The 19,705-nt window shown below is 56.6% G+C and carries 14 protein-coding genes and 1 tRNA gene; 4 read left to right on the top strand and 11 right to left on the bottom strand.

The features are described 5' to 3' along the window. The first annotated feature begins 1,365 nt into the window (after positions 1-1,365). Positions 1,366-1,824, top strand: coding sequence for a hypothetical protein (locus tag E2583_RS05380; RefSeq protein ID WP_291593799.1), 459 nt, complete (start codon positions 1,366-1,368; stop codon positions 1,822-1,824). 112 nt (positions 1,825-1,936) lie between these two features. Here the strand turns inward: E2583_RS05380 and E2583_RS05375 are convergent, their stop codons facing one another. Continuing rightward, complete coding sequence (locus E2583_RS05375) at positions 1,937-2,431, bottom strand: hypothetical protein (protein WP_291593797.1); 495 nt, start codon at positions 2,429-2,431, stop codon at positions 1,937-1,939. A 1,011-nt stretch (positions 2,432-3,442) separates the two neighbouring features. Here E2583_RS05375 and E2583_RS05370 point away from each other — a divergent pair. Further along, positions 3,443-5,383 (top strand): methyl-accepting chemotaxis protein, encoded by a 1,941-nt coding sequence (locus E2583_RS05370; protein ID WP_291593795.1) that lies wholly within the window; start codon positions 3,443-3,445, stop codon positions 5,381-5,383. Between the two features lie 837 nt (positions 5,384-6,220). Further along, positions 6,221-6,297: transfer RNA gene (locus tag E2583_RS05365), tRNA-Pro, on the top strand. 57 nt (positions 6,298-6,354) lie between these two features. Here E2583_RS05365 and arsH read toward each other — a convergent pair. The 4 genes from arsH to E2583_RS05345 are packed head-to-tail and all read right to left on the bottom strand — an operon-like array spanning position 6,355 to position 9,155. Then, on the bottom strand, positions 6,355-7,071 hold the full coding sequence (arsH, locus tag E2583_RS05360; RefSeq protein ID WP_291593794.1) for an arsenical resistance protein ArsH: 717 nt from the start codon (positions 7,069-7,071) through the stop codon (positions 6,355-6,357). Beyond that, a complete protein-coding gene (gene arsC, locus E2583_RS05355) occupies positions 7,058-7,489 on the bottom strand; it encodes an arsenate reductase (glutaredoxin) (protein ID WP_291593792.1) in 432 nt (143 codons plus the stop codon). Before arsC ends, arsH begins: the two co-directional genes overlap by 14 nt. A 24-nt stretch (positions 7,490-7,513) precedes the next feature. Then, positions 7,514-8,803 carry an arsenic transporter gene (locus tag E2583_RS05350; protein WP_291593801.1) on the bottom strand — a complete coding sequence of 430 codons (1,290 nt, stop codon included), beginning with the start codon at positions 8,801-8,803 and terminating at the stop codon, positions 7,514-7,516. A gap of 28 nt (positions 8,804-8,831) precedes the next feature. Beyond that, positions 8,832-9,155: a helix-turn-helix transcriptional regulator gene (locus E2583_RS05345; protein ID WP_291593790.1), complete on the bottom strand. Its 324-nt coding sequence runs from the start codon at positions 9,153-9,155 to the stop codon at positions 8,832-8,834. A 154-nt stretch (positions 9,156-9,309) separates the two neighbouring features. Here E2583_RS05345 and E2583_RS05340 point away from each other — a divergent pair, with 154 nt between their 5' ends. Beyond that, positions 9,310-9,564, top strand: coding sequence for a hypothetical protein (locus E2583_RS05340; protein WP_291593789.1), 255 nt, complete (start codon positions 9,310-9,312; stop codon positions 9,562-9,564). Between the two features lie 1,136 nt (positions 9,565-10,700). Here the strand turns inward: E2583_RS05340 and E2583_RS05335 are convergent. From E2583_RS05335 to E2583_RS05310, 6 genes are all read right to left on the bottom strand, one after another. Continuing rightward, positions 10,701-10,916, bottom strand: a complete 216-nt coding sequence (locus tag E2583_RS05335; RefSeq protein WP_291593788.1) for a hypothetical protein — start codon at positions 10,914-10,916, stop codon at positions 10,701-10,703. 732 nt (positions 10,917-11,648) lie between these two features. Then, positions 11,649-12,080 (bottom strand): hypothetical protein, encoded by a 432-nt coding sequence (locus tag E2583_RS05330; protein ID WP_291593786.1) that lies wholly within the window; start codon positions 12,078-12,080, stop codon positions 11,649-11,651. A 1,280-nt stretch (positions 12,081-13,360) separates the two neighbouring features. Further along, on the bottom strand, positions 13,361-14,719 hold the full coding sequence (locus E2583_RS05325) for an EAL domain-containing protein (RefSeq protein ID WP_291593785.1): 1,359 nt from the start codon (positions 14,717-14,719) through the stop codon (positions 13,361-13,363). A gap of 754 nt (positions 14,720-15,473) precedes the next feature. Continuing rightward, positions 15,474-15,740: a DUF1488 family protein gene (locus tag E2583_RS05320; protein WP_291593783.1), complete on the bottom strand. Its 267-nt coding sequence runs from the start codon at positions 15,738-15,740 to the stop codon at positions 15,474-15,476. Between the two features lie 1,064 nt (positions 15,741-16,804). After that, positions 16,805-19,438 (bottom strand): DEAD/DEAH box helicase, encoded by a 2,634-nt coding sequence (locus E2583_RS05315; protein ID WP_291593781.1) that lies wholly within the window; start codon positions 19,436-19,438, stop codon positions 16,805-16,807. Next, positions 19,435-19,569, bottom strand: a complete 135-nt coding sequence (locus E2583_RS05310) for a hypothetical protein (RefSeq protein WP_291593779.1) — start codon at positions 19,567-19,569, stop codon at positions 19,435-19,437. Before E2583_RS05310 ends, E2583_RS05315 begins: the two co-directional genes overlap by 4 nt. Positions 19,570-19,705 lie beyond the last annotated feature (136 nt).

Below are 19,705 nucleotides of genomic sequence, written 5' to 3'. Positions count from 1 at the left end.
CTGTTCTTCCGTAAATCTCTTCTTCACGTCCAATCTCCTGTTGCATGGGATTGGACTCCAAGCTCACCTGCTACTCAATTCCGGGGAGACGTCGGAGCCCCGGTAGGTCAGCGACGCCAGCTCATTTTCCTGCGCCATCTGAAAGCAGAGCTTGGGAAGACGTTTGACACGATCCTGGACCGGGTGACGGCTCTGGGTCGGTCTGCGACAGTCGCAGATCGGCCCTGAGCGGACAGTCTAGGCACTGACGCCTTAGCTAAGCCTTGCCGCGAAGCGGCGTCGGCTTGAATGAATTGGCAGGCTTACTCGCGGAAGCAGCCTTCATGTTTGCATCCAGTCGAACTACGCCAGTAGATTGCATTCCACTGCAGCGGGTTCATGGGGCGGTCGCGATTGAGAAAGACGGCCGAGCCGTTGCCAAGCTGCCAGCCGTGCAAACGGACCCCACTACGGGGAAGAAACTGGGAAGCGGGCGGTGACCCGAGCGATGTGACGAGGTGCTTGTAGGCTGCTTGATGGGACCACCACGGGACGTTGATCGAGACTTGGTCAAGAAGACCGCCCGCAAAGAAGAACGACATGTAGAGAGTGGGAACGCCATTCGTCGAACTGACCTCCACAGCACAGACATGTTGCACTGCGAGGGGGCCTCGATAGGGATAGCAACTGACGGGATAGCCGCTGAAGTGCTCCTTGAGACGGCGTTCTGTCCACTCCTCGGATAGTGCCGAGATATCGAGCGATGCAGGTTTGCGAGCTTCCGTGAAGTACCGCTTGTACTCCCTCAAGTTCCCTGCCTGCGACAACAACAAGCCGGCAATGCCAGCACACAAGCAAAGTAGGAGGAAGACTCTTCGAAGGCTCAGGGGACGCGTTCGAGGTTGTTCGCCGGGAGAGAGCATTGCTTGTGAGATCTTATGAAATACCGGCGTAGGCGGGTTGGCTTAAGCGCCAGATTAGACCCAACGCTGGTGAATAGGGGGCGGGGCGGTCAAAGCAATACGAACAAGGTAAGAGCTGTTACCGTACGGCACATAAGCGCTACAGGCCAAAAAGGTTTGACTCGTCGCTCTTATAAAAATGACCATATCCGTATTTATGGCAGTAAGCAATCGCAAACAAAAATTTCAGAAAAACCTAAAAATTTCAAGATTGGAGCTTGTTGTGAGTCGTCAAAGACCAATGATGGAATGAATCCACAGCCGATCTGTGACTGTCGCAAATCGACTGCAGGCATTCCGGTATTGAATCGCGCCACCAACCGGATTAAGCAAATGCACTTGAGCTAAATCTTCAGTGGAAAGCAAGGGGGATATGCGATTGTTTCCGAACTCTTGAAAAGTAAGACGTACCAGCGGGTGCTCCATGCCTCTTGAAACCTCTCGCCGCTTTGAGCGTCATATCGCAGTGGCAGCATGCATCTCAGGTTTAGCTGTGGCCTTCCTGCTTTCCCCCAAGAACTACGTTTTGGGCAACATGGCTTGGTACTGGGGGCCTCACTTCGCCGTGCTCGCGCTGGTTTCTATGTGCAAACCCCGCTCTGCCGTCATTGCTGGTATTGCCTTTGGAATGACCATTTATTTGGCTGCATTCGGTATCTGGGCTCTTACGCGCCTGCATCCAGACTCCATGGCATGGCTGGGCTATTTGTTCACACTGCCAGGTGCACTGGCAGGTGCAGGGATTGCCCTATACATTCAGAATCGTGAAGCCAACCTAGGATCACTTGCCACAACCATGGCGGCTTTGTGTTCTGTTCTCCTGGCCATTACATTCAATCAAGTCGTCGTATGTAACACGCTCATGTACTGCGGCGGCAAGTAAGACAGAGAAGCTTTCCACTTGCCGCCACTCTTCGCTGCGGCAACCTACGGCCAAGGACCGCTTCTGGCCGATCTGGGACCGTCGCTGACCGATCCCCTGCCGCCATTCAAGCTCATCCTTTGGCAACTGAGCATCCACAACAGTCTTTTAGTTGCACGCCGAACATCCTGTTTCCGAGAAAACCTCGATCAAGAAGCCCTAACTGACCAGCGATCTCTTGCCGGAGGCGCTCTGCGCTCTTGTTTTCCCCGTCTGCCGGGAAAGAGAAGAACGAAGGGGCAACATTTGCCGGTTCGAATAGAGCAAGCAACAATGCCTCGCCCCCGGTCTTAGTGAGCAGTTCTACGCGGTTGACGGGACTCTTGCCTTGCAGGACGTATGACTGAACTGAGCCAAACATCTCTAGAGGATAGGAGCACTGCTTTGGCTTAAAGAAGGCTGAGACGCTCAAAATGGTCACTTGACCACTAGATGCATTTAACGTGACTTGTCGCCGGCTTGCAATCAACTTATTCCAGAAAAGTATCAAGCCGACTCCCGAAAAAACCACCGCCATGATCAGGTTTTCGGTATGCAAGAATCCCAGCAATAAGCCAAACACTGCCATACCCCAACACATATAGACGGTCAGGAAAGAGGGGTGACTCTGGACAGTAATGGGAGTTGGCAAAGGCATATGGCTGGACAAAATAAAGCTGTCTATTCTGATCAGAGTATGGCTGTTTCTGGCCGGTTGCGGCTGTCATTGTTTGACCCTTTGTAGCCGTTGCCCCGCCTCGATAAATAGGCGCGTAGCTCCCCCCCGGTTAGCTCTCCGCGTCTCCAACAGGGCGACCGAGGACAATTGAGAGCCGAGTGCACAGGTCTGCGACCCAGTGCTCCCACTCAAAGGCCTCCATTTTTCCCTCAAGCACGATCCCACTGGGCTCCACGGACGCCATCACGTACCTCTCATCACTTTCAGTTCCGAACCAATGCGGCATATCGTCTGATTCAATCCAGCCAGGCATAGCTCTGTAGGCGGCCATTACAGCGTCCCACGCCTCTTGCGGCTGGTCATATCCGACGTTGAGTGTGATTCGTTGATGCATGCATTACCTCGGAATACGGCCAGCTTAATGCGAAGCAGTCCGCCGCGAGCGTCCGATTGTGGCCGATAGCACCAGTTCGTGGAGCCCGCTGGCACCTGACCTTTCCGAAATGGTTCGCGTGTCTCGGTGCCTGCTTCCTGGCGCTTTACCGCGCTCACACTATCGACCCAAAGCAGTCCTTGCGGGTGCTCCGACCGGGGTCTGCATCAGACTGAACCGAGCCATTCACGATCCGGTGCCTGAACGGCAGCGACCGCCAACACCGGTCGTTGAAGGCCGCCTGTCCCAGACGGCAGCTTCACGATAGTCTTGCGGGCTGCAGCCAGTTCGACTTGCTACCACTCAATCCTGGCGGTCTGCTTCTTGTCGTCAGTGCATGTCTGTGAGTGACGTGACTGATAGCGCTGCCGCCATGAGAGCCATTGAACGGTCTTAGGGAAATTGCCTCCCTCGCGAAGAAATTTCCATTACCTGAATCAATGTACATTGACTTCCCACAAAATATTACGCTTTGTGGAATTGTTTTCATGTTAAATAGCCTGCGCGCTCGCCTGATCGGAATCTGTGTAGCCATCACCACACTCTCGCTGCTTGCCCTGGCGCTCTCCACCTTTTTCTCGGTGCGCAGCGGTACCGAGCGTTCGCTCGACGAGCGCATCAGCCAGCTCACGAAGCTGCATGCCAATGATCTGGCCGAGTGGGTGCGAGACAAGCAGCGCATCACCAGCTCGCTGCAGCAGGCCGTGGGTAAGCAGGAGCCCGTGCCCTTTCTGCTGGCGGCCAAGCAGGCCGGCGGTTTCGACGACACTTATTTCGTCTACGCCAGCGGTGCCCATGTGTTCTCCCACCCCATGCCAGAGAACTATGTCGGTACGGAGCGCCCCTGGTACAAGCAGGCCGTCCAGGCCGGCAGGCCCGGCGTCACACCTCCCTATATCGATGCCAGCACCGGCAAGCTGACGATCAGCTTCGTCGAGCCCGTGGGGCCGGCCGGCCAGTACACGGCCGTGGTTGGGACAGACATGCATCTGGATACCGTGACGCGCAAGGTGAACTCCATCCACGCCACTGGCAAGAGCTTTGCCTTCCTGCTGGACGGGCAGTCCAACATCCTGGCCTATGCCAAGGCGGAACTGGTCATGAAGCCCTCCACCGGCATCGCGCCGCAGCTTGATGGCGGGCTGCTGCAGAAACTGGCGCAGGACGGCGGCAGCGCCGAAGTGGACGTGAATGGCGCAACGCAATTGGTCTATGCGTCGCGGGTGGACGGCACGCCCTGGCTGCTGGGCGTGGCCGTGGACAAAGCCGAAGCGACGGCCGCTGCACGCCAGCTGCTGCAGATGGAGATGCTGATCGCGGCGCTGTGCGTGGCGGTGGCCGTGGCGCTGCTGTCGGCCAGCGTGAACCGTCTACTGCGCCGCCTCTTCGTCGTGCGCGATGCGCTGGAGGATATTGCCTCGGGTGAAGGCGATCTGACGCGGCGCCTGGATACCGCGGGCAAGGACGAACTGACCCAGATCGCCACGGCCTTCAACCATTTCACCGACAAGATAGCCGCCGTGCTGCTGCGCATCCGCCAATCCTCGGAGTCAGTGCGGATTGCCACCAGCGAGATCGCCAGCGGCAACCAAGACCTGTCCTCGCGCACCGAGCAGCAGGCCAGCTCGCTCGAAGAGACCGCTGCCGCTATGGAGCAGCTCACTGCCACTGTTCAGCAGAACGCGGCCAGCGCACGCCAAGCCAGCGAGCTGGCGAGCAATGCCTCCGAAGTGGCCACACAAGGCGGTGCCGTGGTGGGCCAGGTGGTGCAGACCATGGGCGGCATCGAGGCCTCGGCGCGCCGTATCGTGGACATCATCCAGGTCATCGACTCCATCGCCTTCCAGACCAACATCCTGGCGCTGAATGCGGCTGTGGAGGCCGCGCGCGCTGGCGAGCAAGGCCGCGGCTTTGCCGTGGTGGCGGCCGAAGTGCGTCAGCTGGCGCAGCGCTCGGCCGAGGCCGCCAAGGAAATCAAGGCGTTGATCGACGATTCCGTGAGCCAAGTCAGCTCGGGCAGCCGCCTGGTGCATGAGGCGGGCACCACCATGCAGGACGTGGTGGACAGTGTCAACCGCGTCACGGCCATCGTGGCCGAAATCAGCAATGCCAGCCAGGAGCAGAGCCGGGGCATTGCCGAGGTCGGCAGCGCCGTTACCCAGATGGACCAGAGCACACAGCAGAACGCCGCTCTGGTGGAACAGGCCACCGCAGCGGCGCAGTCGCTGCAGCAGCAGGCGCACCAGCTGGCCGAAGTGGTGGCCGGCTTCAAGCTGCAGGCCCACGATGCGGGCAGCGGTCGGTTGGCCGGATCTGCGGTTGGCTCGCATCGCTTGATGTCCCCCGGAAAACCCTGGCAGGCCCAAACCGGAAATACGGTCGCTTCCCAAGGCCTCGAGAAGGATCCAGAAATCCTCTCTCAAACATGAGTGCTGGTACGACCGTCATCCGGTTCAATAGAGCATCTCATGGACGCCAGGAAGTGTCCTGGAGAATGATTGATCGGCTGGAGCCGCTAGTCGTCGGTACGGCACAATCAGCAAACTCGATCTGAAGGCCATCCCGGCCAGAATAAGCAACAACGAAGCGATGCCCCCAGGGGGCATCGCTTCGTTGTTGCCTTGCCTATGACAGGAGTGACTTCGTCACGATCATGATCTTGGCTGCTGATGGCTGAGAGATAGGTCACGACGCAGCCATGAGCCACAGCAATCGCCGCATGCCTGGCAGCGATCCTCAAAGCGCGGATGACAGCGATGGCTCGTTTGCCGTCTGCGATGCGGCAACCTGGCCCGCCAAACTTCAAAAGTTGGAGGACCGTCACCGAATGCATCCCGGTTGCTCCGCAATGGCTTATGCGGCAGCACTTCCGCATCGTTGATGCATACAGCAAAGCCGAGCATAAAGCCTCGGGGAACCCGCTTTTGCGCTGGATTGTGAGGTGAGCTTAGAAGGCTGCTGCTCTATCCAGCTGAGCTACGCCAGTCTGGCTGCAACAACCCGGCTTTGCTGGTTGCGTGGGCGGAGAGTGATGAGTCTCGCGGGAATGGAACCAGCATGTCGCACTTGTTCCAAGCGTTTTCCAAGGCGTCGGTGCGAAATCGGTGCGATTTCTGCAGCAGGAACCAGAACAGGGGCAACAAGGGGTTGCAGCAACAAACGAGCCAATGCTTGCGTCCACGAAGTGCCCGAAATATCACTTTGCACCCTGCAGAAACTGGAATTTCGAATTTCCGCGATCAATTTAGCGCTACATTAACTCCCTTCGGAGCGTAGCGCAGCCTGGTAGCGCATCTGCTTTGGGAGCAGAGGGTCGCGAGTTCGAATCCCGCCGCTCCGACCAAACGATTCAAGGCCTTGGGTTGAGAAATCCAAGGCCTTTTGTCTAAGCGGGTATCGCTCAGATGCTTCGCTGGTGGACTCGTTGGGACAGCTCTTCCGCACTTTCACAGCGCTCGCTATAGCGATTTACCAGATAGCCCGCACAGTCCCGCGTCATCAGAGTGAACTTGACGAGCTCTTCCATGACGTCCACGACCCGATCGTAATACGACGACGGCTTCATCCGGCCAGCCTCATCGAACTCGGTGAATGCCTTGGCCACGGAGGACTGATTGGGCACGGTGATCATCCGCATCCAGCGGCCCAGCACCCGCATCTGGTTGACCGCATTGAACGACTGCGAGCCGCCCGAGACTTGCATCACCGCCAATGTCTTGCCTTGTGTCGGTCGTATCGCACCCACGGACAAAGGAATCCAGTCAATCTGCGCCTTGAGAATACTGCTCATCGCACCGTGACGCTCGGGAGACGTCCAGACCATGCCCTCGGCCCATTGCGCCAGTTCGCGCAGCTCCTGGACCTTGGAGTGATCCTCAGGCGCGCCATCGGGCAGAGGCAGACCGCGCGGATCGTAGATCCTGGTCTCGGCGCCCATCCTGCGCAGCAAGCGTGCCGCCTCTTCGGTCAACAGCCGGCTATAGGAGCGATCGCGAACCGAGCCATACAACAGCAGAATACGCGGCGCATGCGCAGCACGTTGTGCGGGCAACAGGCCTTCCAGGCTGGGCCTTTCAAAGGCTTGTTCGTCGAGGTTCGGTAGATCAGCGCTTGCCAATTCGATTTCCTTTCGAGTCAATGACAACTTGCCCGTCTTCTTTGGAGAACGCGGCCTGTTGTGGCTGCGGCAGGATATCCAGCACAACCTCGGAGGGGCGGCACAGGCGGGTTCCCAGAGGGCTCACCACAATCGGACGATTGATCAGGATGGGGTGCTGGAGCATGAAATCAATCAATTGCTCGTCCGTCCATTTGGGCGCGCCCAGACCCAACTCGTCATATGGCGTGCCTTTTTGGCGCAACACAGCGCGCACCGGCATGCCCAAGGCTTGGATCAGGCCCACCAGCGTGGCGCGATCAGGTGGTGTCTTGAGGTACTCAATGACCGTGGGCTCTTCCCCGCTGTTGCGGATCAGGGCCAGAGCATTGCGAGAGGTACCGCAAGCAGGGTTGTGGTAGATCGTGATGTCGCTCATAGCGTAGATTTCGGTTGCAAAGATTCAAGACGCCACGCTGAGCCGCAAGGCCAGCGCTGCAAGTGTAATGAGCAGCACGGGCATGGTCAGCACCGCACCGACTTTGAAGTAGCCGCCCCAGCCAATGGTTGTGCCCTTCCTGGCGAGCACATGCAGCCACAGGAGCGTGGCCAGGCTGCCAATCGGCGTGATCTTGGGGCCGAGATCGCAGCCAATCACATTGGCGTAGACCATGGCCTCCTTGACCGCCCCGCTGGCCGTGGATGCATCGATCGACAAGGCCACGATCAAGACCGTGGGCATGTTGTTCATGATGGAGGACAGCACCGCAGACAGCACGCCTGTGCCCAGTGAAGCGGTCCAAACGCCGCCAACTGCAAACTGGTTCAGCAACATGGCGATGTAATCCGTAAGGCCCGCGTTGCGCAGCCCATAGACCACCAGGTACATCCCCAGTGAGAACACCACGATCTGCCACGGCGCGCCATGAAGCACCTTCCTGGTGCTGATGACATGGCCACGCGCAGCCACCGCGAGCAAAATCGCAGCGCCCACGGCGGCCACCGCACTGACAGGGACCCCCAGGGGCTCCAGCGCGAAGAAGCCGACCAGAAGCAAGACCAGCACGACCCAGCCAGCCTGGAAGGTGGCCACATCCTTGATCGCAGCCGACGGCTGTTTGAGCTGGGCCACATCGTAGGTGGCAGGAATATCGTGTCGGAAAAACAGCAGCAGCACTCCGAGGCTGATCAGGACCGAGGCGATGTTGACCGGCACCATCACCGATGCGTAGTCGTCGAAGCCGATCTTGAAAAAGTCGGCAGACACGATATTCACCAGATTGGAGACGATCAGCGGCAGGCTCGCCGTGTCGGCAATAAATCCGGCGGCCATGACAAACGCCAGCGTTGCCGCCGGAGAAAAGCCCAGCGCCACCAGAATGGCCATCACGATAGGCGTGAGAATCAGCGCAGCTCCGTCATTGGCGAACAGCGCCGATACGGCGGCCCCCAGCAGCACGATGAAAGCAAACAGCTTGACTCCGCTGCGGCCACCCCAGCTGGCAAAGTGCAAGGCAGCCCATTCGAAGAAACCGGCCTCATCGAGCAAAAGGCTGATGATGATGACGGCGACAAAGGTCGCCGTGGCATTCCAGACGAGATGCCAGACCACCCCCATATCAGCGAAGTGCACGACGCCCAACAGCAGCGCGATACCGGCCCCAGCGGAGGCGCTCCAGCCAATACCAAGACCGCGCGGCTGCCAGATGACCAGCGTCAGAGTGAAGATGAAAATCAGGATGGCCGTCATCAACATTGAACTGCTCGTCGCAACAGCCACGTCAGCACCGGCATAAAGCGGCGGCCTCTGGGGAGCAGGCTGCACCCTGGCAGCAGTTTTCGGTGAGATAGGCGAGCAGGCCATTCATGACGGGGAACGCCGCGCTGTACCACACATTTCGGCCTACTCTCTTCGGACTCACAAGCTCAGCGCGGGACAGCTCCTTCAGATGAAATGACAGGGCATTGGAAGCGATACCCAACTGCTCCGCCAAGGCGCCGGGCGTCAGCCCCGCCGGCCCCGCAACCACCAGCGCGCGAAAGACGCGCAGACGTGCCTCATGGGCGAGCGCGGACAGGGAACGAATCACTTGATCTTCTTTCATTATTCAATAATACAATTATTGTTGAATAATTATGTGAAATGTCTCGGCGGATGCAGGTCTGAGGGACAAATGCTGTGCGGATGGAAAGCGGCTGGCGGCAGTCTGCAGTTGCTCACAAATGAGCAGATGCAGCCTCCTCTGAGACAATCCCGCCATGACCGATGAATCACCGATCCACACGATCCACAAGCGCGTTTGCCAGACGTTTCTGAGGCACTGGAAGGCCTACGACAACGCCTACCCCAGGCTCATCAAGATGCCACCTGAAGAGCTGCGACAGTTCAATCACATCAACTCCTTCGGCAAGCCCAACGAACTCTGGGGCGTCCCCATTGAAATCGACACCAACACCACGGGCGTGATGATTGCGGTCGATGGGACGGAAATGCCTTTGGTCGAAGGCTATTGAGAGGGCGTCGGTGCAACGCACAGCCGTGCAACAGCTGAAGGCCTGCGAGTAGCCGGCCGAGGCGGGCAGACATGCAGGAGTCAGGGCGTGGCTAGCGCTGCATCTGATCACAGCTGCTTTTCTGTTTTGCTGCAGTCAAGGTGCCCCACTTCCTTTTGAAGTCAGCTGCTTGGCCGGCATAGATCCTGTCGTCGCTGGAAGGAGTCACGCCGGGCTCCTCGGTGACCCTCTCCCGCTGGTGAGCGTGTTTACGGCAAGGTTTTTGGATGGAGCGCAACGAACCGGACGCAGCGGATACCTCGTGACGCCGCCCACCTGGTGGCTTCTTGCGCGAAACGAGAGAACCATCCGGAGCGCCCACTCAGGCAGGTGTGTCAATCCAGACTCGACGCGGCCTGCGCATCGTGGCGGCAGTGCCCCCCGATCGACCTTCGAGCACGGCCACGTCAATGCGCATGGCACAAGTCACCATCTTTAAGCCTTTGTAAAGGTGACACAGTGAAAAATACCTCCATTCGCCGGGCCTGGGCGTCTCTCCTCCCTCCCTCTCTTACCCATTCCCCAGGCAGACCCGAAAGGTCACCGGCTCTTTATTCGAGCCCGCAGGCGTTTGCTGCGGGCTTTTTCTTTGCCCACGCAAGATCTCATCCCCCATACCGATCAACAGTCTATCGATGAGATCCTCGTGCGGCGCGGGGGAATGCATGGAGGCCTGTGAGATGGCGGCAATTACACGCCCACGCGCTTGCGCTGCCCCTTGCTCGAAGCAACGCGGGCGATCGCCCTTCACTGGGCAATGGAGCCTGATCGGGTTCTTCTGCCTGATCGGTGCCGCCATGGAGATGACCCTCATCCCCGTTCCATGGCAGACCTCAAAGCAACCGACCCCATTCCGATCGCAGACATCTCGAAGCCCCCACGACCAGGACTCTTGAAGACCTGATGCTCATTGCAGCCCCCTGCATGGGAGGGGCCCGACCGGCCAGTCCTCGGGCACAGGCCGGTGAGCCGTCCCTACCGATCGAGACGCTGTCTGACGCGTTTGCGGGCCCGGACATGCCTCCCGAAGGCTATGGATGACAGCCTGACTGGGCCTGAAAAAACCCCGTGCAACCGCGCAGCAACCTGCGATCCCACTACATATTGCTGCGCACAAAGAATGGACCGTCTCCGCCGGTCCACGGCTGCATGTTGCGACCGAACATCCAGCGATCACTGTCTGCGCCCATGCTCATGGACCCCATGGGCTGACTGGCGCCCTGGGCCGGCATCGAGCCCGAATCACGCCCCGGCATCATCGAGCATCCCGCCAGCATGCTGGCCACTGCACCTATCAGAAGTAGCGCTTTCATGACAACCCCTTGAGAAGATGAAGTCTATGAGGCTAGTACTGACACGCCTCGCGCTTGTAAGTTCTTGTTGACCCACCTGTTTGCCTACCCATTTCGTATGCCTGATCGTGGATATCCGCCGGCACCCGCGCCTGCCTTCGGACCTCTTATATCGATGTGCGAACAGGGTGCGGCACATCACAGGCTCCACTGCACAAAAGATGGGTTGTTTGCCAACGGCCTGCAGCCGCTGGGCAAGAGCCAGGTGCGACCTGCGAGCTGCGGACGCAGCGTTGACCAACCATCCGGCACAGTGCGCGTGTGCATCGTCCCCCGCGAGATGTTGCAACGCAACGTCCAGGTGAAGCAGACGTCACGGGGCGCTTTGCCATGGTCGCTCACAGTGCGGGCCAACCCGGCTACACCGCCCTGCAGATAGACCTTCCACGCCCCCTGGCAGTCTCCTTTACATCTTTTGCGATGGAGCGGGTTTCCATGGCATTCCGCGATCGGATAGAAAATCCAGGCGAGAGATATCCGCAACATCGCGAAGGCTTGTGTTTTCAAGACATGACACACAGCATTTCCAACCACTTCAATGGCGCCCCACAGTCTATTGTTATTGCAGTGCCACCCAACATACCGGGTTCACACTCGGCGGATTGCTTTGCAAAGAGCACCCATCGTCGCGGCCGCCATGCGAAAAGGCTCGACAAGAAAACTCGTAGGGCCTGAAGCAGGCAGTCGCCAAAACTACGGGACTCTGCCAGTCATTTTTTCCTGATGGGAGCGCAAGAGACTATCCATGACCTGCTCTACCGCCTGCAAATATTGCACATTGGCTGCAGGGCTTCGCGCACTCTGCGACAGCCATCCATGGGATCGCTCCAGTGCGGCCGACGTGTAGAAATACTTGTCCACAGCCGTGCCGCTGCGATTGGCGTTTGCAGCAATCCGCTGCGCAGCCACGTCCAGATAAAGGCAGAAATCGCGCGGCTGTCGCCAGCATTCAGACACGATCCCCTTTAGCCCGGCCATGCCATGCTCTCGATTAATCTTCAAGGCTTCTGAAGCTGCCCTGTTGACCTCCGTGGCGACAACATTTGCGTTCTGCCCGAAACACTGCAAGGCAAGTGAAGCAGCACACATCGATGCGATACTCACTGCAAAAGCTTTGAATCTCATGGCCTGATACAGTTTTAAAAAAGCAATTTAACTATATCATTTTGAAACTAACCGGCCGGCTTTCAGAGGTCACAGCAGAGCGGCCGCAATATTTCATTTCCTCATGGAAAACCATAGCTCTCAGGAGCAGCGCATTATCTCCGGCGTCTCTATACGCAGGTAAATGCCCATTTACCGCAATGCCGAAATTTGGGGGAGAAAGTCTGCAGGGGTTGGAAAATTCCGGGCGGCATGCCAAAGACTCCCCCTCGGCCTAATAGGCCCAACCACGGCCTCCCGGGTACGTGGGACCGCCGCTCAATCCCGAGCCTGGCCATGGCCAGATGCTGCCCTGATTTTCATGACCTTCATTGCCGCGATCAGGTAGGGGATGTCGGCTCCAGTCATTATCAAGGTCACTTGGACGACCTGGCTCCCTGATCTCGCTGTTTCGGAAATCCTCATCCGCATTTCTCTCCACCGGGTTGGGACCCGGCAGCGCGCCTTGCCTATTGATGGGCCACTGCGTTGCACATCCAGCCAGCATCAAGGCACACGCAGCCAATGCAAATAGCTCTTTCATGGCAGCCTTCCTGAAAGTGTTGCTGACAACAGCCTATGCCGCCCGGAAAACACCTCTGTAAGACGATGTTCGCCGGCAGGTGGTCGTCGCTTGACAAACGCCCCCGACGACGGATTCATTCACCGAATGAGCAGCCGTAATCGAAGAATACATGAGCCTCTACCGCATTTCCGATCGCTGGCAGGGTGACATACCCGTGCTGGAGGATGCCCGGCAAGAGCAATCATTGGCAAATGCGACGCCACACAGAGGCGATCTGAGGTTGGGAGGCCGCCCACGGCCCCCGCTCGAATCCTTGGCCAGACAATGGGGAATGCGCCTCATGACGGCTGTCCAGATACAGCCGGACTGCGTGCTCAATCGAAAGAGCAATGGGCAGGCCGTGCACATCGATAGCACAGAAAGAGCAGGTCCGGCATGCAGCAAAAGAAACGCATTCCGGTCCGTATCGGTCCGCAGGCAGCCACCCTGGTGCTGGATACCCGTGCCCTGGGTCCCGCAGACAATGGTGATGGCGCTACGGGTCGAAGGCCCGCCCGGCTTTGCTCTGATCCTGCGGAACGCCCGCCCTTGCCACCATAGCGCACTGACTGCTGTGCGGGCACCGCCCGCCGGCTTCAAAGACGACCGAAAAAGGAGCTGAGCCCAGGCCAATCCCAGGCAGTCGAGGATCCCGACCTGATTGACGCAATGGGGGTCAGATGCACGTTCCAGACCGTCAGCTTTTGGAGGACCGGATGGAATCGGTCAAATCTGAAGCCAGCTTGGGACGTCCGAAGAAGTAGCCCTGAAACTGGGCATAACCGAGATCAACGAGCATCGCGTGCTGACTCTGGTCTTCGACGCCCTCCACGATCGCCTCCATCCCCATCAGCTCGGAAATCTCCAGGATCTTTTTCAGCAGGTTTTTCGAAGATTCGTTTGCCTTGGCATCTTTGATGAATTGCCGGTCGATCTTGATTTTCTGGACTGGCAATGACTTCAGTATGGCCAGCGATGAGAACCCCGATCCAAAGTCGTCGAGAGCCCATCGGATGCCGAAGTCTCTCAACTGTTGAATCTTCAAGCTTGCCTTTTCAGCTTCCATGCTCAGAGCCGACTCCGTCAGCTCAAGCTCGATCAGACCAGGATCCACGCCGGCAGCCTTTACGACCTCGATGACATCAGACACAAAACCATCATCGATGAGCTGCACGGGACTGACATTCACCGCAATGTACTTTTTCTGCAGCAACGGATCTTCAGACCACTTTTGCAGCAGTTCGCAGGACTGACGCAAAACTTCCAGGCCAATATCTCTGATCAGAAAACTCTCTTCTGCCAATGGAATAAATTTGTCTGGGGATAAAAGGCCACGCTCCCGGTGCATCCATCGCACCAAAGCTTCTGCACCCAAAGGATTTCCATATTTATCAACCTGAATCTGATAGTGAACCACTATTTCATTATTGGACACAGCCTGTGCCAGACTGAATGCCAGATCCACCTTCTCATTGATATTCGATATATGCAATTTCAGAATGCATGCGAGAACCATCATGGAAAACAGATAATTGCTGATACAACCGATCCATCTTATATTCTCCGGAGGGGATATGCTTGATACATCCATATCCAAAAATCCCACTCCAAATATCGCAAACAGCATCAAGCACATTCTGGGAAAAATGATTCCCATGTACTTATGCTTATGATTAAAGACAAATACCACCCCTATCGCAAGAGGCAGAAAGTAAACATGTGCAGAACGCGGAACGTCTTCGATGGGGCTGTCAATCAAAGAGATGGCTGTCACGATCAGCAGCAATGCATGCGCTATCCCCACCAGGTAGTGATAGCTGAATTTCTTTGCAGAAAAATAAGAGCAAACCCCCACAAGAAACAAGGCCAGAAATATAAAGGCCAGATCAATTCTGGAAAAAAATGAATAGCATATTGCCCAGAAAATTCCCAGTACCGTACATACCAGGGTATTCAGCTGTAAAAGAATTCTGATCTTAATGGCTCTATCGCTCTTCGGAAACTTCTTTCCCAGCCACTCCACCTCTCTATAGTGCGTCTGCTTTTCATTTTCCACATCTACCAATTTAAATTACTCCACGCCTTTAAACCACGTAGATGTTTCCAACCTACAAATGAGTCTTATTAATCATATCTTACAATTTGTTTCAATACATTACTTTTTTACTATACATATATTTCAATTGATAGCGAGTGCATTGAATGTATATCAATGACCTATAAGCAGCGCGCAGCCAGAAACCGCACCGCTTTTAAACACAGGCGCCCAAGCTTACGACTTGAGTACCAGCCGCAATCGCTTCATGGATTTCGCCAAGTGCCGCACTCCTTGAGCCACTCACTCTTACTACCCGCCATCGAACAGTCTTTTCCACGAAGCCTCCACAACGTCTGACTTTTGTGACCCACAGCGCCCCGAGGATAGAAAGGGCTGACATGCAAGCCCAGGAGCAGGATGCGAAAGCCGGGGCAGATTTCCGTCAAGGCAGATCCTGCGTCAGCCCACAATCGCTGCCACGTTCAGTCATTCAGTCCGAAAAAATGAAGGCACCAAGGCAGACGCAAGTGTGGGACAAGGGGCCGCAAAAGCCGGCGGCTGGTTGCCTGAGTCGTTGGATGAGACCGCACGGCTTGGACGCTTCAAGCGCACTGATGCCGGCAGCAAGAGGCATGCTTCTTTCCAATAACAGCGATGTCATACATTGAAATGGCCGTCACGACCGGATTTCGGAGACCCATCCTCAAGACGACAGGTGGACGGCGGCCAGCTTGTGCATGAGTGCCCAAAGCCCTCCCTGGCCCTAGATGCCCTAAGGGGCGGGGATATCGGCGACACGGATGACAACAGGCTCCTGACCCTGATCGTGCTTCATCGCCGCCAGCCCGTGGATCGCTTGCCAATGGGCTTTGTAAGCCGCCAGGCTCTGCGCTGCTCCAGCAAGGTCCTTGATGCCAGTCAAACGCTCCAGCGCGTCGCCACTGATAGCCGCTGATCGACTCTCACCGTTGGCCATATAGGCAAACACCACCCTGCGTGGGCTCATTGCGTACGCTGCACCGGCATCCATCTGATCCATACATGCCTCGCTGAATTCATCAGCAAGAGTTTACTCATAGGTCATCACTATTGGGACATTTTTGCATGCGGCCCCCCATGAATCACACGCCCCAACAGTGTCGCCGCCACAGCGGTCTACCGGCATGCTGGCCAGTCGTGTTCTCTCAGCACATCCTTATCGTCGCCCCAACTGCTGATGAGGCGTTGATCCATGAAGCATTCAGATATGCGAGATGCCACACCTACTGCCAATAATGCGCCTGTTCACACTGAGCAGCGGGTTATGGCCTCCGGGTGAGAGGGAGTCAGCGGACGATGGGGCAGGCAGTGAAACAACGCAAGAAATGCAGCACCTGACGCGAGGCTGCCCAGTGGGTCGCAGTTCGCACCGTCTTTACGCCAACATCAAAGACCGCCTCCCCACGCAATACCGCCTGGAGAAAATATCTACCGCTGGCGTCTATTGAATCTTCACCTATAAACCTCATGAAATAAAGATTTAACAGGAAATTTTTACTCGATTGTTCCCCATTTTGTTCCCCATACATAGCTTAATTAAGGCTGGACGGCTTTGGAACAGATGAATCGATTCCGGACTCACTTGATGTTTTGCAACGTAGGAAGCGAATCAGACTGCTTAACCCTCTCACCCTTCCAGGCTCATCGAACTATGCATGGGCATACCCTGCGGACTCATAATCCGTTGGTGCCGTGTTCGACTCGCGGGAGGCCCACCAAATTGAATAAAAAAGCCAACCTCCTAAGAGGTTGGCTTTTTTTATTTGCTTCTTGCTTTGCCTACTTTGAGGGGGGCAGAGAGGGGAGGGGCGCGCATGCAATGCGTGAAGGGTAGTTTGTCAAGAAGTAGTCCTTGACTGAGTTGCCTGCCAACGGCAGCTTGAGGCTGGGTACGGCTGGTCACTCCATGTCAGGGACTGTCGACTATCGAGGATAGCTGACTTTGGCCTGCCTCCGTCGTTAGCTATCTACAGGCCTACAAATGTCGCTGTGCTTCGCATGAGATTGGTTGAGAACGTAAGGCGTTCCTAGCAAAGCGGCCTCCGTGGCAATTGATCGGGTGTATCAAGCCTCCGCTGACCTCGCGAACTTTGTCTCATCCACAAGTCCTAACCGACGCAACTCTCCCAAGATGATGGGGTCTAGCGTTGTCTTGGTTGGGTCCAGGTCGGTCAGCAACTGTCTTGCACCGGCAGCGGTCAAGATTTCGCCCGATGGAGCCAGAGCCTCAAGTGTTGCGGCGGCGATTCTCGAAAGCCCCAGCTCCACGAAGGCGATCCCAGCTTCAGTAGAAACCCCTAATTCGAGGGCTAGTGCGAACGGATAGACCTTCGGCACTAGGGCATTGTTCCCAGTGGCGTGCAGCGCGAGTAATAAAACGTCTTGATAGGCCTTGCCAAGCTGCACAAATTGGAATCGAACGACATCTTCAATGAGCGAGAACGCTTCGTAGATGTGTTGGTTAATGGTCTTCGGCTTCGCTGGTTTCTTTCCTTTAGCTTTAGCTGTAGCCGCTTCTCGCGCTTCCGTCCTTGTGCGACGCTCGGCCCACAGCTTTAGCATCACCGGATAAGGCATGCCCTTCATCCACCAGACGGCTAACGGGGCAGCGAGCATTCCGAACTTAATCGACTTGCCTGTCACCAGTTCGACCATACGACCGAAAATCTTCTCGTAGTGCCCACTGGGCGCATCAGCCGGCGGGACGGGTATGAACTCCTGGGCAGCACCCTCGCCAATCTTGGCTACGAGGAAATCGTAGAGTTTACGCAGCCCGAACGGGTCAATTGTCCAGTTCTCCGCCAAAATATTGTCCGGCAGCCCAATGCTTGCGTAAGCACTTTCCGCAGCACACACAAGGTCATCGACAACCTTGTCGTCCGATGTCGGCATTACGCGGGCGAGATAGGGTCTGAGATCCTTTCGAGCTGCATGTGCCACCAGCAGGCCGGCACAGGCGCGAATGCGAAACGTCTCTGGCTTGCTGATTTGCTCTGCTGGCAGCACACCGTCGAGCAAAGCCTCCTTGACCGATGCTCCATGGTTGACAAGAGTCTCCGCGAGAGCTGGCTTGACTCGGAACGGCACGAACTGGTCCATTGGCTTGGAGTTCCACTCCTCATAGTTGAGGAGGAACACATTGCCGACTATGTCGTGGTTTAACCTGCCTGCCCGGCCTGCAAAGTTCCAGAGCAGAGCTGGGTCTAGCGGTTTGCCTGCCCCTCGAGTAGGTGTGTCGATGAAGACGTTGCGAGCCGGTAGGTTGACCCCTTGGGCAAGAGTAGTGGTACAGACCAGGTACTTGACACCGCCCGCATCTTGCTTGAAAGAAGCTTCTATCGCCTCGCGAAGCAAGCTCGGCATGCGACCGTAGTGATAGGCGACACCTTGCCGCACCATGGATGCGAGCTGGTATTCAGGGTGGACATGCTCTTGAATGAACGTTGACAGCTCCTCCAGCGATCCATCTCTGAGCTCCCCGTGCTTTGACTTAAGACGTGTAGCAAGCAGCGCAGCAGTTTTCTCGGCCTCACGAGGTCCAGTCTCATAGAGGAGTGACCCGCCGTTACCGCCAAGTTCAACAGCCACATTGGCGAGGCGGCTCGCCTTGTTTTCAAGCGAATGCTCAACCCGTACATTGCCCATTGGCATCCGAACGCCATCGCGCCCCATAAGCGCAATGTTTAGCTCGAAGTGCTTGCCTTTAACCTTACTAAGAACAATGCGGTTCTGTTGGACCGGCGACAGCTTGGTTGAGAGCGGTACTAAGTCAGTGACACCAAAAGATCGTGCCACAGCCGGCATTCCTTCGGCGCCTGGCGCTAGCAGGATGATCTTGGTTGCCGAGGATCGCTCCGCAATCCTCTCCAAACAGTCCTGAAGAATCATGCCTCTGGCGTCGTCAGCGATGTTCTGGGCCTCGTCCACAACCACGATGTCAAAAGACATGCCTCCCGGAGCCACTGAGAGCAGGCTGCTGAGTCGTTCTTGGGTGAGTACGAAGATTTGCTTTGGTCGTTCAAGCTGGTCTAAAGATGGAACTGCCGAGACTCTGATGTCGGTCTGCCCACCGAATCGGGCGTGTAATTTGGTCTCGACCTCTGACAGCAAAGCGCGCGTCGGCGTAAGGTACACCGCAGTGAAGTGATCGCTGCTCTCGGCTTGCCGGCAAATGTGTTCGAGCACTAGAAAGGACTTGCCAGCCGACGTCGGCGCTGTGATGACTTGAGCAGACTTTGCTGGCAGGCTCTGCCAAACCCTGCGCTGATACGCAGTGAGCGCAAGAGTTTCTTTTCCAATCTCGACACTGCTAGCCCGCTCGGATATCCGCCGATTGACAAGCCCAAGCAGGGTCTCGTCGCCCCTACCAATGTTTTGCTCAGCGAACTTCAGGCTAGGAAAGTTTCCTAACTCGCCCAGAAGACGCAGCGCGCGCTCACGCGCCTGTCCAGCCTCAGTGACCAACAGCGACTGGATGGCAATCTCTTGAGCTTGACGGTGCAAGGTTTCATCTTCGGTTTGAACGAAGACCTCGGCACAGTACAAAAGTTTGGCAAGGTCGTCGGCACTAACATCCTCGGTCTCAGGGGCCTTTGCCAGCGTCTTGGAAACACCTGCCGACTGCAGGCCGGCCAGCAGCTGCCAGTACATGTCATTGCGTGTGAAGCGCTGAGAAAGTTCGAAGGCAAATGTGCTCATGGCTGAACCTTCTTGGGCACATACCCCATGGCGCCGTAGAACAGCTCACGTACTTCATCCGCGTCAGGGACGACGACGAAGTAGACGAGGCATTTATTGGGATCGGCTCCGTGATCGGTAAGGTGCTTCATGGCAGCCTTCTGATGATGTTCAAGTACTTTCGAATAGGTGGCTGTTAATTTCCACGCAAAACTGACCCGCGGGGGATGCGGACAAAAACTTGGACTACCAGGGGAGGTAGTTCATGTACTCATACGCAGACAGGAT

Origin of the sequence: Comamonas sp. (assembly GCF_009360615.1) — a bacterium.
GTDB lineage: Bacteria > Pseudomonadota > Gammaproteobacteria > Burkholderiales > Burkholderiaceae_C > Comamonas.
Note: the sequence above shows the minus strand (reverse complement) of the source record. Positions and strands in the feature narration are given on the sequence as shown.

Excerpts from the sequence above, each read along its gene's own strand:
- E2583_RS05380 (WP_291593799.1), top strand. The coding sequence starts at position 1,366 with ATGCCTCTTGAAACCTCTCGCCGCTTTGAGCGTCATATCGCAGTGGCA.
- E2583_RS05375 (WP_291593797.1), bottom strand. The coding sequence starts at position 2,431 with ATGGCAGTGTTTGGCTTATTGCTGGGATTCTTGCATACCGAAAACCTG.
- E2583_RS05370 (WP_291593795.1), top strand. The coding sequence starts at position 3,443 with ATGTTAAATAGCCTGCGCGCTCGCCTGATCGGAATCTGTGTAGCCATC.
- arsC (WP_291593792.1), bottom strand. The coding sequence starts at position 7,489 with ATGAGCGACATCACGATCTACCACAACCCTGCTTGCGGTACCTCTCGC.
- E2583_RS05345 (WP_291593790.1), bottom strand. The coding sequence starts at position 9,155 with ATGAAAGAAGATCAAGTGATTCGTTCCCTGTCCGCGCTCGCCCATGAG.
- E2583_RS05340 (WP_291593789.1), top strand. The coding sequence starts at position 9,310 with ATGACCGATGAATCACCGATCCACACGATCCACAAGCGCGTTTGCCAG.
- E2583_RS05335 (WP_291593788.1), bottom strand. The coding sequence starts at position 10,916 with ATGAAAGCGCTACTTCTGATAGGTGCAGTGGCCAGCATGCTGGCGGGA.
- E2583_RS05330 (WP_291593786.1), bottom strand. The coding sequence starts at position 12,080 with ATGAGATTCAAAGCTTTTGCAGTGAGTATCGCATCGATGTGTGCTGCT.
- E2583_RS05320 (WP_291593783.1), bottom strand. The coding sequence starts at position 15,740 with ATGGATCAGATGGATGCCGGTGCAGCGTACGCAATGAGCCCACGCAGG.
- E2583_RS05315 (WP_291593781.1), bottom strand. The coding sequence starts at position 19,438 with ATGAGCACATTTGCCTTCGAACTTTCTCAGCGCTTCACACGCAATGAC.
- E2583_RS05310 (WP_291593779.1), bottom strand. The coding sequence starts at position 19,569 with ATGAAGCACCTTACCGATCACGGAGCCGATCCCAATAAATGCCTCGTC.